This is a genomic window from Pseudomonas edaphica (assembly GCF_005863185.1).
In the GTDB taxonomy this organism is placed as follows: Bacteria; Pseudomonadota; Gammaproteobacteria; order Pseudomonadales; family Pseudomonadaceae; genus Aquipseudomonas; species Aquipseudomonas edaphica.
Genome location: NZ_VBVZ01000095.1, coordinates 1 through 14,679, shown reverse-complemented (window position 1 = coordinate 14,679; position 14,679 = coordinate 1). Strand labels below are relative to the sequence as shown.

Sequence of the window (14,679 nt, the reverse complement as noted above, 5' to 3'; positions counted from 1 at the left end):
GGCGTACCACCCATTCGGCCATCTTGTTATCGCCGCCGATAAAGTCTTTGAGCGCGTCTTCCTGCATCATGCGGCGGATGCTGACTTTGCCCGGTTTGCTGCGCACGATCTTCTTTTCCATCGCCGCTGCGGTGTAGCCAGTCAGGTCGGGCAGCGCAGGCTTGGGCAGTTCCAGCGGCGCGGTGGGCGGGCTGGAAATGGTGTAGGTCTTGGCCTGTTGCAGTTCCTTGGCGATGGTCGGCGCCTTGGCCGCCGTATCGGCAAACGCTGTGGCGCTGGCCATCAGCATTGCCGCGACGAGTAGGCTTTGAGCATTCATTGCGCAGGCTCCCATCAGAATTTCCAGATCACGTCGACAAACGCGCGGTGCATGTACGAGTCGACCTGGCTGCCGTAGGCGTCACCCGGCTTGAACACGCCTGCACGAAAGCGTACCAGCGCCGACGGCTCGTCGATTGACTGGCTGAGGGCGGCCGGCAACAGGCCTTTCTTGAAGTATTTGGTGACCACCAGGTCCATCTCCTGACCCAGGTCTTTTTTGCCGTCTTCCAGCGGTAACGAGGTGCTGGACAGGATCGCACCGGTCACGTCGTCGGTGTTGTTCTGCACCGCATCGATGCCGTTGCTGCCCACCGGCTTGTTACCGTCCACACGCCAGAATTTGTGATAGACCAGGCTGGCGTCATAGTCCTCGCGCAGCTGCCAGGAACCGAACAGGCTCATGGACTGCATGTTGTTCATCTCGCCGCGAAACGCTTCGCCAAAGCGATGCACGCGGGACTGGGTGCCGGTCCAGTTCGAACGGTTGCTTTGCAGGCCGTTCTGCTCGTACTCGGCGCTGGCACGGGAATAAGCCGCACCGACTTGCCACTGCGGGTCGAGGCGCAGGCGCACGCCGATGTCAGTGGCCCAGCCATTCACGTCGTCGCTGCGTTTGGCCTGGGTTGGGCGGGTGCCGTCGGCGTTGAGGGCGTTGACCGTGTCGCGGTTGCCTTTCATGCCGGTGACGCTGGCCCAGTAGTTGACGGTGTTGGTGTTGCGCCAGTTGTAGGCGTCGCTGTTGGCTTCGATGCCGAGCCAGGTCAGGTCGCCGTTTTCGCGCTTGTCCAACGAGTCGGTCGCCACGCCCGGTTCCGGGTAGTCGAGCTTACCGTTGTCATGGGTGTGGTGGGCGCGCAAGCCGATCCACTGGCCTGGGGTCCACTGGTAGGCGGCGTCGGCGTAGAGGTGCTGGCGGTCCTTGTCCTTGGGCGACAGCTCCTTGAGGTCGGTGCGGTATTCGCTGAAGCGTTCGGCAGCGCCGCCATTGGCCTTGAGCAAGGTGGTGTCGAAGGTCCAGTTCAGCGCTTCGATATTGGTGTCGCGCCACTGGCCGTCGTCATTGCGCAGGCGCTGGCGACCGAACTTGAGGATCTCGCCGGGGTAGGGCGTAAAACCGCTGTAGCCGACCCAGAACTCGCGCATGGCCAGGTAGTTTTTCTTGGACTTGCGGTCGTTGTTGGTGGTTTGCTGATTTTCGTCATCGGCCGATTGTTGCAGGGGGTCGGTCTCGATGATGTCACTCGACACGACCGCCTGCCCCATGGCGTAGGCGCTCCACGCGCCGCTTTCGCCGTAGACCCACGGGCGCAGGTCGAGGCCGATGCCGTTCACATCGCCGCCTTTTTGCGTGCCGAGGTCGCGGTCATCTTCGGATTGTGCGGTGGCTTTGACTTCCAGGCCGAAGTTCTTGGCTTCGGTCAGCGCGGCCAGGGTCGGGCACGACCACAGCAGGGCGAAGGTCAGGCCGATACCGGCCTTGACGAATGGGTTGAGCTTCATAGGGATTCCTCGCCGTCTTCTTCTTGCAGGGCGTGCAGTTGCAGCGTGCTCTGGGCCAGGGTGCCGCGCGTGGCCAGTTCCTGTTGCACCAGGCGTTGGCCTTCGGCGCGTTGTTCTGGCGTGAGCGGGGCTTCGAGCTGCGTGGCCAGGTCATTGGCCTCTGGCGTGTCCTGGGCTTTGGCCAATTGGCTGAAGACATAGGCGTTCAATGGGTCGGGCTTGGTGCCCTTGCCCTGGGAGAACAATTGCGCGATGGCGAAGTCGGCGCTGTTCTGGCCGTTGCGTGCAGCGGTCAGCAGGTGGTCGAGGGCTTTTTGCGAGTAGACCTTGCCCAGGTAGCCACGGCGGTAGATCTGGCCGAGGTAGTAATCGGCGGCGACTTCACGGCCCACGGCTTTCTCGAAATGCGCTTCGGCAGCCTTGGCGTCTGCCGGCACCCATTTGCCTTCGTAGTAGAGCTTGCCCAGCAACAGCTCGGCGCGCGGCTGGTCGGCGGCGCGGCCGTTGTCCAGGTACTTCATCATCTGGTCGACGTCGCCCAGTTCGGGGAAGTCGTAGAGCAGTTGCGCCAGGCTGACCCAGGAGGCCGGGTAGCCGGGGGCGATTTTTTCCAGCAGCGCCTGGGCGGTTTTTTCATCCGGCTGGCCGAGGGTCGCGTCACCCAAGACGCGGGCCACGCTGTCGACACGCTGGGCGGTGACGGTGCCACGGGCGTAGCCGGCTTCGAGCTGCTTGAGCAGTTCGGCCTGTTTTTCCGGCTCGGCTTTTTTCTGGTAGACCGTGGCCAGTTCGACGTAGCAGATATCGGTGGTGTTCAGCGACGCCTTGCAGACGCGCTCCACATCATCCAGGTGCTGGTCGTAGGTGCCCTGGGTGCGGTATAGCAGCACTTGGGCCAGGCCGGCTTCCGGATAACCCGCCGCTTGCCATTTGCTGATCTGCTGCTGGGCGTTCACGTTGGGGAAGCTGTGCGGGTATTGCAGGTACAGCATCGCCAGTGGGATCAGGGTGTTGCCTTCGCCATTGGCAAAGGCTTTTTTCAACAGGCCTTCGGCTTCGTGCTGTTCGGCTTCGGTAGCGCCGGGTTTGGCCACCAGCAGGCGGCCCAGACGTGCCTGGGCTCGCGGCGACGTATCGGCGGCCGCGCGGTAAGTGGCCTCGGCCTGGCGGATCTGCTCGGGGTCGCGGGTGGTGACCTGGATGTCAGCGAGGCCGACTTGGGCTTCGCTGTAGCCCAGGTCTGCCAACTGCTGGTAGTTCTGTTGGGCGGTGACCGTGTCGCCACGCTTCAACGCTTCGTTGGCCAGGCGCTGGTCGGGCAGGCCGGCGCAACCGGCGAGGCTGACCGCCAGTGCCAATGTGCAGAATACAGAGGCGAAGTGCGACCCGCTCTGTGTGGGAGCTGGCTTGCCTGCGATGCGGGCAACTCGGTCTTTCAGGTGCACCGAGTCGATCCCATCGCGGGCAAGCCCGACTCCCACAGTGCTCTGTGTTGTGCTTGAAATAGGGTTCACAGGCATGTCCTCCGCTTACAGACCGTGAGCCATGGCTTTATCGATCAGCCAGTTCAGCGAAGGGCCGCGGTCGCTGGTGACTTCCACTGGGCGGCCGGCATAGGTGCTGTCCAGCGGCGCATCCGGCTTGATCTGCACGCGAATGTCTGAAGACAAGTCGGCGCTGTTCAGGCTGGTGCTGCTGACGATGGTGCCGGTACGGATCTGTTCTTCGTCGGCGACCTGGAAGTTCACCTGGGTACCTGGGCGTACGTCAGCGAACTGGCGATAGGTAAAGCGCGCTTCCACATTGGCCTGGCTGCCGCGTGGCACCAATTGGAAGATCACATCGCCCTTGCTGGCGTACTGGCCGTCGGCGACCAATTGCTGGGCGACCACGCAATCGCACGGCGAGGTCAGGGTGCCGGTCATTTGCTTGCCGAACAGCTCTTCAACCTTGGCCGGTTGCAGCTGGTCTTCGTCCAGATGGCCCTTGAGCACATCGAGCATGCTGGTGCTGAACGTCGCCAGTGGCGCACCTTTGGCTGCAACCGCGTCGCCTTTGAGCAGGCTCTGCACGGTGCCGTCGCGCGGCATGGTCACGTTCATGCCGGGCACGCTGACGAGGCCGGCCTGGGCGTGGCTGACGAAGTACATGCCGTACACCGACTTGAACACAAAACCGAACGCGGCGAGGCCGACAATGAAGATCCCGGCGCTGAACACCACCGCGCGCAGGCGGCCGAACGCGGTCATGCCGCTACCGCCGTCCTTGACCTTGCGCGCCTTGGTGAAGTTGTCGCGTTGCAGGGTGGCCAGCACGTCGCCCATGGTCACGATGTCGCCGGACAGGTGCGAAGTGATCAGGTGGCGCAGGGTGGAAATATCCTGGGCGTCGAGGTTCTGGAACTGGCAACCGGTGCGGCCGCTCTGGCGGTCGTAGGAGCGAATCTGCAGCTCTACATCCATCGCCAAACCGAGGTTATCGATCACGAACTGCAGGCGGCCCTTGTGCACTTCACCGACGGTCAGCGGCTGGGTGGCGGTGAACGCCAGGCCACCGGCGGACAGGTCGATCACCCGTGCTTCGGTCTGGGTACGGTCGGTGTTGAAGAAGCGCAGCTTGGCCGGGATTTTGACCCGGGCATGTTGGCGCTGGGCTTCGGATTCGTGGACAACGTTGGCGTTTACTGGGCTGTTCATATGTTCGATTTCCTAGTTAATTCAGGCTTGGCTGGGTCAGACCATCATCAGCAACACGGCGACGAAAATGCTGCCGGCGGAGAAGGTCATGGTCCGAGACGACCAGGTGTTGAACCAACGTTGAAAGCTGGCCAAATCGCGGGTCAGTTTGGTGTCCTGGCGGGTCCAGGACTGTTGATCAAGGCGGAAGAACACGTAGATCTTCACCAGCGCGCCCATGATCTGGTTGTAATAGAGAATCACCGGGTAGGCCGGGCCGATCTTGTGGCCGGAGCACGACAGCAGCAGGGTCAGGATCAGGCGGGTGATACCGATCCACAGCAGGTACGCGAGGATGAACGCGCCGCCGTATTTGAAGGTGGCGATGATCGCCACGGTCAGGCCGAGCAGGGAGGTCCACATCGATACGCGCTGGTCGAACAACACGATGCTGGTGAACAGGCCCAACCGACGCATACCCAGGCCCAGGGCGCGGGAGTTCTGGCGCAGGTTGTTGCCGTACCAGCGGAACATCAGCTTGCGGCTGGCCTTGATAAAGCTCTTTTCCGGCGGGTGTTCCACGGTGTGGATCGCGGCGTCCGGCACGTAGAAGGTGTCGTAGCCCAGGCGCATCAGGCTGAACCAGCTCGACTTGTCGTCACCGGTCAAAAACTTGAAGCGGCCCAGGCGCCAGTGTTGCAACGAGTCGCTTTCCACGTCGGCGATAAAGCCGGGGTCGGTCACGACGTTGGCGCGGAACACCGACATACGACCGGTCATGGTCAGTACGCGCTTGGACAGGGCCATGGAGCACATGTTGATGTGGCGCTGGGCGAAGCGCAGCTTGTGCCATTCGCTCATGATGTAGCCGCCGCGTACTTCGCAGAATTCGTTGGTGGTCAGGCCACCGACATTGCCGAACAGCTGGAACCACGGCACGGTCTTGCGCACTACACCTTCGGCGAGCACGGTGTCGCCATCGATCACCGCCACCACGGCGCGGTCATCCGGCAGGTGGCGCGAGATAGCGCGGAAACCGAAGGCCAGGCCGTCGCGTTTGCCGGTGCCGGCGATGCGCACGAAGTCGAGCTTTACGCGCTCCGGCGGGTTCATGCGTTCCCACAGGCTTTTCACCAACAGCTCATCGGACATCTCCACCAGCGAGCACACCACGGTGGTTGGGAAGCCGCACTCGATGGCTTCGCGAATCACCGAGCTGTAGACCTGCGCGGTGGTCAGCGCGTCGATACGGAAACTGGTGACCATCAGGAATACGTGGGACGGGTCGGCCGCCTTGCCCAGCTTGCGCACCTTGCGGCGCAAGTGCGGGTAGACCACGTACAGGAACAGCATGCCGCGAAAGAAATGCGTAGCACCCATCGAGTAGCGCCAGATACCGACGGCGCCAATCAGGAAAATAAAATTCTTCGACTGCGAGTCGAACGTACTGGCTGGCAACAGCAGGGCGAGACCCATCAGCAGGCTGAGGAAGAACAACCAGCCGGCCGATTGCAGTAATACATGTTTTAACTTGGACATAAGCGTCATCCGGAAGGGAAGGAGGCTTCAGGCTGCACGCGCTGGGGATAAAGACACGTGCAACCCGAAACTTGCCGTCGCTGTTACCAGCAAATGCCTTCGGTACGGCTGCTGACACTGGTGGCCTGGGACATGAAGCCCACCAAGTCGATCACCTGTTTGCCGTGAGGTGCGTTGTGCGCCAGGGCACGGAATTTCTCGTCACGGTTGCCGAGGATGATCACGTCGGAGTTGTTGATCACGTCGTCGAAGTCGGAATTGAGCAGGGACGACACATGCGGGATCTTGCCTTCGATGTAGTCCTTGTTCGCGCCGTGGACACGGGCGTATTCGACGTTGCTGTCGTAGATGCTCAGGTCAAAACCCTTGCCGATCAGCATTTCCGCCAGTTCGACCAGTGGGCTTTCGCGCAGGTCGTCAGTGCCGGCCTTGAAGCTCAGGCCCAGCAGGGCGACTTTGCGTTTGTCATGGCCGGCGACGATGTCGAAGGCGTTCTGTACCTGGGACTCGTTGCTGCGCATCAGCGAGTTGAGCAGCGGCGCTTCCACATCCAGCGAGCTGGCGCGGTAGGTGAGGGCGCGCACGTCTTTGGGCAGGCACGAGCCGCCGAACGCGAAGCCTGGGCGCATGTAGTACTGGGACAGGTTGAGGGTCTTGTCCTGGCACACCACTTCCATCACTTCACGACCATCGACGCCGACAGCCTTGGCGATGTTGCCGATCTCGTTGGCGAAGGTGACCTTGGTGGCGTGCCACACGTTGCAGGTGTACTTGATCATCTCGGCGACGGCGATGTCCTTGCGGATGATCGGTGCATCGAGTTCTTCGTACAGCGACTGCAGGACATCGCCGGAGGCTTTGTCGAATTCGCCGATGACGGTCATCGGTGGCAAGTCGTAGTCGGCGATGGCCGTGGATTCACGCAGGAACTCAGGGTTCACCGCCACGCCGAAGTCGACACCGGCTTTTTTGCCGGAGCAGTCTTCCAGAATCGGGATCACTACGTTGGCCACGGTGCCTGGCAGTACGGTACTGCGCACTACGATGGTGTGACGGGTGGTTTTGTCACGCAGGACAAAACCGATCTCGCGGCATACCGCTTCGATGTAGTTGAGTTCCAGGTCGCCGTTTTTCTTGCTCGGCGTGCCCACGCAAATCATCGACAGGTCGGTATCGCGGATGGCGTCGGCGAAGTTGGTAGTGCCGCGCAGTCGACCGTTTGCGATGCCTTGGCTCAACAGTTCGCCCAGACCCGGTTCAACGATCGGCGATTTACCCGCGTTGATCAGGTCGATCTTATCCTTGGAGATGTCTACGCCGACCACTTCATGGCCACGGGCAGACAGGCAACCGGCACAGACTGCGCCAACGTAACCCAAACCAAATATGCTGATGCGCATCGCAATTACCTCTTTGTTTAATACAGGCCATTAGATGGCTGGAGTTCATGTTTGCAAGCGTCACTGATGCCGCGAAAGTTGGGCGAATAGACGCCGACTTACCGCGTGCAGGCATGTTTAATGACGAGTGACTAATAAGTGCACCCAAGGTGTGCGCAACGTGGCCTTGTTATTGGAGCTTGCCCTGAAATGCAGCCGGCCTTCCTGGGAGAAGGGCCTGGCGTCAGTGCCGAAGAGCCTTGATAGAGGCTGATAGCCTTTAAATATCAATGCCTTGGGTTGTATCACTGACCCATTAGGGGAAGCTTGGCCTTGGTCTTATAGTGCGTGGCAATTCATCCTTGTCGCCGCTATCAACTAATCAATTGGCAATATGACTCCTGAGTCAAAGTTGAAATATGACAACTTTGCTACTTCCGTGGGTTGGTCATGTAAGTCATCTCTTACAGCAACAGAGAATTTCGTTACCGGTGGTATGAGCGGTGCTTGAGGGTGAAGTTCCTGGCCGCTCATCCTGTTTCCGGAAATTTCTTGAAATATTAGAAAAGATGGCACTGGTACTATATTGATAGCACTTGCTATTTGGGCGAGTGGATATGGGGAGTTGAAGAGAGGGGATAGTTTTGTGCCACTAGTGTTTGAAAAAAGTGGTGCCACTACGAAAAAAAATGACGAATGTCGAGTGAAAGATTCGTTAGGAATCTGTCTGCGGATTTTTTGACGTCAAATAAATGACTTTTCCGGCGTGGAATGCAGACTGTGGGAGCTGGCTTGTCGGGTCGCCGCATCGCTGCGATAGCGGTGGATCAGTCAGTATTTCTTTACCTGACACTCCGCCATCGCAGGCGAGCCAGCTCCCACAGTTCGAGTGCGGGGTGAGAGCGGGCGCTATTCCGGTGCGTGATCGCGCAGGAACACCAAATTATCCGGCTTGGACTGCTCCGCATTGAAGCGATAACCCTGCACATCAAACTGCTTCAGTTTGGCAGGATCATTGATGCGTTCTTCAATCACAAAACGGCTCATCATGCCCCGCGCCTTTTTGGCGTAGAAGCTGATGATCTTGTACTGGCCGTTCTTCAGGTCCTTGAACTCGGTGTTGATGATCCGTGCGTTCAGAGCCGTGCGCTTGACCGCCGAGAAGTACTCGTTGGAGGCCAGGTTGAGCAGCACGTCGTCGCCTTGTTCGGCCAGCGCTTCATTGAGCCATTCGCTGATGCGCGTGCCCCAGAATGCGTAGAGGTCTTTGCCGCGGGCGTTGGGCAGTTTGGTGCCCATCTCCAGGCGGTACGGCATTATCAGGTCCAGCGGGCGCAGCAGGCCGTAGAGGCCCGAGAGCATGCGCAGGTGGTCCTGGGCGTAGCTGAAGTCGGCATCGCTGAAGGTTTCGGCATTCAGGCCGGTGTAGACGTCGCCCTTGAACGCCAGCAGCGCCTGCTTGGCGTTGGCCGGCGTGAAGGCCGGGGTCCAACTGCCGAAACGGGCGGCATTGAGGCCACCGATTTTGTCGGAGACGTGCATCAACTCGCTGATTTGCGCCGGGCTCAATTCGCGCAATTGTTCGATCAGCTCCTGAGAGTGGTCGAGGTATTGCGGTTGAGTGAAGCGTGGGGTTGCCGGCTTTGACTCGAAGTCGAGGGTTTTGGCGGGGGAAATCACCATCAGCATGAAGTTGGCTCCTGTAATCGTGGCAGGGATTCTAGGGGGTTGAGTGGTTTGACTCCACCTATGATGGCGATAGGCACGATCCGCTATGATGGGCGGTAACTCTGGAGAGGGAGACCCTGCGTGCGCCTAGCACTATTATTGTCAGCCTGCTTACTGTGCCTGAACGCCAGCGCCGCGCCTGTGGATGTCGCCAGCCTGGACCGTGGCATCTGGCCCGAAAAGCTCAGCAGCCCGGCGCTGTTCGATGTCGCTTCGCGCGCTGAAATCCTGATGTTCGCCCATAGCCTGCTGGCCAGCGAAAACCAGGATGAGGCCGCCCTCAAGCAGCGTCTTGGTCTGAAAAACATAAACCTCGCCGCCATCGACGACCTGCGTCGCCAGCTCTGGCAGCGCCTGCTGGAAAACTACACGGCGGCCCAGCAGAGCTGCGAAGAGGACGCCTCGTTCTGCTACCTGGTGGAAAACATGGACGATCTGCGCGAGCAGGCGGGCAAGTTCCAGGTCAGCGATAACTCCTTCTATATAGGCTGGGCCGGGCCCAGCCATAACTTCCATGAACGCTACCTGGACGAACTGTTGCGCAAAGCCGCGCTGTTCCCGCAGATCAGCAGCGAAGTGCTGCGTTTTGGTGACCACGAACGCAATGGCGACGAGTTCAACGACCGTCTGTTCCTGCTGACCTTCGACGGCGGCCCGGCGCCGGTCAGCGGCAATACCGACTGGCTCACCGACTACCTGCGCAAGCAGAAGATGAACGCCATGTTCTTTGCCCTTGGCAGCAGTTTGCAAACCCGTGTGGAGCGCAGTTCCAGCAGTGACGTGCAGGCCTTGTACCAAGGCCAGTGCGTGGGCACCCAGGGTTGGCAATACCGCTCCCACAGCCATTGGGTCGAGTGGCAAAGCTCGATTACGCGCAGCGCTGCGCTGGTGCAGAACCTGATGCCGGAAAACTACGTTCCGCTGTTTCGCCCGCCCTATGGCCAGCGCCGTGCCGACAGCCAGGGTTTCTTCCAATCCCAGGGTTTGCAGGTGGCGTTGTGGGACATCGACTCCCAGGACGAACCGGGCAAACTCAAGGCCGATGAGTCGGCGCAACGGGTGCTGACGTTGATGCTGCTGTGGCGCAAAGGCGTGATCGTGTTTCACGACACCCAGGACAAGGCGCGGGTGGCATTGCCGATGTTATTGCAGGCAACGGCGCAAAGTGGCTTGGGGTGGCAGGACTGCCGGGAGGCATTTCGCTGAAGTGCCCGGCCCTGTTAGGGATGGGGGAATTCAGGGGTGATTTTGTGCGACATTTCGATGCAGGCGGACTTCCGACTTTAACGGGGTCACTGGCACTCGGCTAGTGCTATTCGTCATCCTGAAAAATAAACTTCAAAAAAGCGTCAAAGTGCTTTTTCCTGTCATGGGTTTTGCGGTATTACGAAGTCAGATCGCCGAACCCTGCAACACAGGTGGCGTCTTCCAAGACTCCTCATGTGGGCACTGCACTTGACGTCACTCAGGTGCAGTCGGTGGTCGAATCGAGGCGCAGCACCGCCCAGGTATTGCGTCGAATGGCTCCCACAAAGGTGACCGAGTATGGATGATCATGGACGTAACCCTTCTTCCGACCAGCCAATCCTTTATGTGCTTGATACCAACGTATTGATCCACGATCCAAACGCACTGCTTAACTTCGAAGAACACCACGTCGCCATCCCGATGATCGTGCTTGAGGAGCTCGACAAACTCAAAAGCGGGCACCACAGCGTGGCTGCCGAATGCCGCCAGGCGATCCGCCTGATCGACAAGACCTTGGGCGAAGCCTCACCCGAGGACGTTGAAGTCGGCGTGCCGATCCAGCGCGGCAAAAGCGGGCCTAAGGGCTTGCTGTCGATTCTGATGAGCAAGCGCAGCGAGCCCAACAGCCTGCTGCCGGAAAACCTCAACGACAACAAAATCATCAACCAATTGATCGACCTGCACGCGCGCGACAAGGACCTGCGCCTGGTGCTGGTGACCAAAGACATCAATATGCGCCTCAAGGCACGAGCGTGTGGGATCGCTGCCGAGGACTACAGTACCGACCAACTCGTCGACGACGTGTCGATGCTGTCGCGGGGTTATCACACCGTGACCGGCTCTTTCTGGGATCTTGTCAGCAAGGTCGAAACCCGTCAGGACCATGGCCGTACCTGGCACCAGGTGCAGTTGATCGACAACCTGCCGGCCGTGCACATCAATGAATTCATCATCGACGAACAGGGTTTTGTGGGCTGGATCAAAGAGATCCAGGTCGACAAGCTGCTGATCCTCGACCTGCATCAGGAACCCCTGTTGCACCAGGAAGCCTGGGGCCTGAAACCGCGTGACATCTACCAGAGCCTGGCGCTGTATGCGCTGCTCGACCCGGACATTCACCTGGTCAACCTGACCGGCGCTGCAGGCTCGGGGAAAACCATCCTCGCCCTGGCGGCCGCCATTGAGCAAACCATGGTGACCAAGCGTTATCGCCGCATCATCGCCACCCGCAGCGTGCAGGGCCTGGACCAGGAGATCGGCTTTCTGCCCGGCACCGAAGCGGAAAAAATGGAGCCGTGGCTGGGGGCGATCACCGACAACCTCGAAGCCTTGCACATGGATGATGAAAACACCCATGGCAGCGTCGACTACATCCTCAGCAAAGTGCCGTTGCAGTTCAAATCCCTCAATTACATCCGAGGTCGCAGCTTCCAGCAGAGCCTGATTTTGATCGATGAATGCCAGAACCTCACGCCGCACCAGATGAAAACCATCATCACCCGTGCTGGCGCCGGTTCCAAAGTGGTGTGCCTGGGCAACCTGGCACAGATCGACACCCCTTACCTGTCCGCGACCAGCTCCGGGCTGACCTACCTGACGGAACGCTTTAAAGACTTCCCGAACGGCGTGCATATCGCGCTGCAAGGGGTACCTCGTTCGATCCTGGCCGAGTACGCCGAATCCCATCTGTAATCGCCCATGCTGTAGTTAGTGGCTAAATGCCACAAAAAACCCCGAATTTCTCGCGAAGTTCGGGGTTTTTGTTATGGGCGACATTTGTCTTCGTTAATGCGTCCTGGGTGCTTGTAGGCTTTGTAATTATTTTGTTACATTTTTTATCGCCGAAAACTATAAGAAAACAGCGTAACCCCGTCGAAACGCGATCGCTTTGATTCGACGATTTATTCAAGACCCGGCGTTGGTCTTGCGCGTGATCCTGCCTATTACAAAAAGCCCGATACATCGCTCATTGACGAAGCACATATCCAAAGGGAAAGGAAAATGGACGCAGCAGGTAATGGCTTCACTTTGTCGCAAAAACGCAAGCGCGCTACAGGCTCCAAATCGATACCCCTTACACCCATCGCACTCGGCTTGGCCTTATGGCTGGGACAAGGCTCTATAGCCTGGGCCGATGACGCCAACCCCTACACGTCGCCAGTGCTGGAGTCGGCCTTCAGGAAAGCCGTTGCTTCATTTGGGCCCAACACCGACGTGTATAAAAACCTGCGGTTCGCCTACGCCGATATCGTCGACCTGGCCGCCAAGGACTTTGCCGCACAGTCCGGCAAGTTCGATTCGGCCCTCAAGCAAAACTACGAACTGCAACCGGAAAACCTCACCATCGGCGCCATGCTCGGCGATACCAAGCGGCCGCTGGACTACGCCTCGCGCCTGGATTACTACCGCAGCCGGCTGTTCAGCAACAGCGGGCGCTATACCACCAATATTCTCGACTTCTCCAAGGCCATTATCGCCAACCTGCCGGCGGCCAAGCCCTACACCTACGTAGAGCCTGGCGTGAGCAGCAACCTCAACGCGCAACTGAATGCCGGCCAATCCTGGGCGGGCGCCACCCGTGACTGGAGCGCCAACGCGCAAACCTGGAAAACCCCCGAAGCCCAGGTCAACTCCGGCCTGGACCGCACCAACGCGTATTACGCCTATGCTTTGGGCATGACCGGCAAGGGTGTGAACGTCGGTGTGCTCGACTCGGGCATCCTCACTGAACACTTCGAGTTCCAGGGCAAGAATGCCCAGGGCCAGGACCGTGTGCAGGCCGTAACCTCCACCGGCGAGTACTACGCCACCCACCCGCGTTACATTCATGACACGCCGGACGGCCAGTTCCAAAAAGGCGAGCACTTCAGTATTTCCGGCGAGTACGACCCGAAGATCAATGACGGTCACGGCACGGAGATGTCCGGCGTACTGGGCGCCAGCCGCAACGGCACCGGCATGCATGGCATTGCGTTTGATGCGAATATTTTTGTCGCCAATACCGGCGGCACCGATGACAACCGTTTCCAGGGCTCCAATGACCTGGACTACAACGCGTTCATGGCCAGCTACAACGCGCTGGCGGCGAAGAACGTCTCGATCGTCAATCAGAGCTGGGGTCAGAATTCGCGCAATGATGTGGAAAACCACTTCGGCAACGTAGGCGACAGCGCGGCCGATAATTTGCGCGACATGACCGCTGCCTATCGCCCGTTCTGGGACAAGGCCCATGCCGGGCAAAAAACCTGGATGGACGCGATGGCCGACGCCGCGCGGCAGAACACCTTCATCCAGATTATCTCGGCGGGCAACGACAGCCACGGTGCCAACCCGGACACCAACGCCAACCTGCCGTTTTTCAAGCCCGATATCGAGAGCAAATTCCTCTCGATCACCGGCTACGACGAGACCAGCGCCCAGGTCTACAACCGCTGTGGCACGTCGAAGTGGTGGTGCGTGATGGGCGTTTCAGGCATCCCGTCCACCGGACCCGAAGGGGAAATTATCCCCAACGCCAACGGCACCTCTGCGGCTGCGCCGAGCGTCTCCGGGGCGCTTGCGCTGGTGATTCAACGCTTCCCTTACATGACCGCCAGCCAGGCGCGGGATGTGTTGCTGACTACCTCCAGCCTGCAAGCGCCGGACGGTCCCGATACGCCGGTGGGCGACCTGACCGGTGGCCGCACCTACGACAACCTGCAACCGGTGCACGACGCCGCGCCAGGCACGCCGCAAGTGCCGGGCGTGGTCAGCGGTTGGGGCTTGCCCAACCTGCAAAAAGCCATGCAAGGGCCGGGGCAGTTCCTCGGCTCGGTGGCGGTGGCCTTGCCGGGTGGTACGCGCGATATCTGGGCCAACCCGATTTCCGATGAGGCAATCCGCGCCCGCCGTGTAGAAGACACCGCCGAACAAGCCACCTGGGCCGCCACCAAGCAACAGAAGGGCTGGGTCAACGGCTTGCCCGCCAATGCCTCTGACGATGACCAGTTTGAATATGAAATCGGCCACGCCCGGGAACAGGCGACGCTGGCACGCGGCAAGGATTTGCTCACCGGCACGACCTACGTCGGCAGCCTGGCCAAGTCCGGCGACGGCGAACTGGTGCTCGAGGGCCAGAACACCTATTCGGGCAGCACCTGGGTACGCGGCGGCAAGCTGTCGGTAGACGGCTCGTTGACCTCCGCGGTGACCGTGGATGGCAGCGCGGTGGGCACCCGCAATGCGGATAACGGCGTGATGACCACGTTGGGCGGCACACTGGCCGGTAACGGCACGGTGGGTGCCTTGGC

Annotated in this window: 9 protein-coding genes and 1 pseudogene; 3 read left to right on the top strand and 7 right to left on the bottom strand. The window is 59.9% G+C overall.

Features of this window, described 5'->3' with window-relative positions; genetic code table 11:
- The 7 genes and pseudogenes from FEM54_RS08895 to yaaA all read right to left on the bottom strand — a co-directional run.
- A pseudogene (locus FEM54_RS08895) lies at positions 1-334 on the bottom strand (right-handed parallel beta-helix repeat-containing protein); the annotation flags it as partial.
- A complete protein-coding gene (locus tag FEM54_RS08890; RefSeq protein WP_138450474.1) occupies positions 334-1,821 on the bottom strand; it encodes an alginate export family protein in 1,488 nt (495 codons plus the stop codon). The pseudogene FEM54_RS08895 and the gene FEM54_RS08890, both read right to left, overlap by 1 nt.
- Positions 1,818-3,341: an alginate biosynthesis TPR repeat lipoprotein AlgK gene (algK, locus tag FEM54_RS08885; protein WP_240792724.1), complete on the bottom strand. Its 1,524-nt coding sequence runs from the start codon at positions 3,339-3,341 to the stop codon at positions 1,818-1,820. The genes FEM54_RS08890 and algK overlap by 4 nt, the downstream gene beginning before the upstream one ends.
- Before the next feature lie 9 nt (positions 3,342-3,350).
- Positions 3,351-4,517, bottom strand: coding sequence for an alginate biosynthesis protein Alg44 (locus tag FEM54_RS08880; protein WP_017135214.1), 1,167 nt, complete (start codon positions 4,515-4,517; stop codon positions 3,351-3,353).
- 36 nt (positions 4,518-4,553) lie between these two features.
- Positions 4,554-6,035 carry a mannuronan synthase gene (gene alg8 / locus FEM54_RS08870; RefSeq protein WP_032865428.1) on the bottom strand — a complete coding sequence of 494 codons (1,482 nt, stop codon included), beginning with the start codon at positions 6,033-6,035 and terminating at the stop codon, positions 4,554-4,556.
- Between the two features lie 83 nt (positions 6,036-6,118).
- Positions 6,119-7,435, bottom strand: coding sequence for a nucleotide sugar dehydrogenase (locus FEM54_RS08865; RefSeq protein WP_017135212.1), 1,317 nt, complete (start codon positions 7,433-7,435; stop codon positions 6,119-6,121).
- Positions 7,436-8,323: 888 nt separating this feature from the next.
- A complete protein-coding gene (yaaA, locus tag FEM54_RS08860) occupies positions 8,324-9,103 on the bottom strand; it encodes a peroxide stress protein YaaA (RefSeq protein WP_138450472.1) in 780 nt (259 codons plus the stop codon).
- A 120-nt stretch (positions 9,104-9,223) separates the two neighbouring features.
- Between yaaA and FEM54_RS08855 the strand changes: the two genes are divergently transcribed.
- The 3 genes from FEM54_RS08855 to FEM54_RS08840 form a co-directional block, all read left to right on the top strand.
- The gene (locus tag FEM54_RS08855; protein WP_138450470.1) at positions 9,224-10,348 is read left to right on the top strand and encodes a polysaccharide deacetylase family protein; all 1,125 of its coding nucleotides are present in this window, start codon (positions 9,224-9,226) and stop codon (positions 10,346-10,348) included.
- Between the two features lie 339 nt (positions 10,349-10,687).
- Positions 10,688-12,082 (top strand): PhoH family protein, encoded by a 1,395-nt coding sequence (locus FEM54_RS08850; protein WP_012722339.1) that lies wholly within the window; start codon positions 10,688-10,690, stop codon positions 12,080-12,082.
- A gap of 309 nt (positions 12,083-12,391) precedes the next feature.
- Positions 12,392-14,679: S8 family peptidase (locus tag FEM54_RS08840; RefSeq protein ID WP_171045812.1), on the top strand; the 2,288-nt coding region annotated here is incomplete at its 3' end.

Excerpts from the sequence above, each read along its gene's own strand:
- algK (WP_240792724.1), bottom strand. The coding sequence starts at position 3,341 with ATGCCTGTGAACCCTATTTCAAGCACAACACAGAGCACTGTGGGAGTC.
- FEM54_RS08850 (WP_012722339.1), top strand. The coding sequence starts at position 10,688 with ATGGATGATCATGGACGTAACCCTTCTTCCGACCAGCCAATCCTTTAT.
- FEM54_RS08880 (WP_017135214.1), bottom strand. The coding sequence starts at position 4,517 with ATGAACAGCCCAGTAAACGCCAACGTTGTCCACGAATCCGAAGCCCAG.
- yaaA (WP_138450472.1), bottom strand. The coding sequence starts at position 9,103 with ATGCTGATGGTGATTTCCCCCGCCAAAACCCTCGACTTCGAGTCAAAG.
- FEM54_RS08865 (WP_017135212.1), bottom strand. The coding sequence starts at position 7,435 with ATGCGCATCAGCATATTTGGTTTGGGTTACGTTGGCGCAGTCTGTGCC.
- FEM54_RS08890 (WP_138450474.1), bottom strand. The coding sequence starts at position 1,821 with ATGAAGCTCAACCCATTCGTCAAGGCCGGTATCGGCCTGACCTTCGCC.
- alg8 (WP_032865428.1), bottom strand. The coding sequence starts at position 6,035 with ATGTCCAAGTTAAAACATGTATTACTGCAATCGGCCGGCTGGTTGTTC.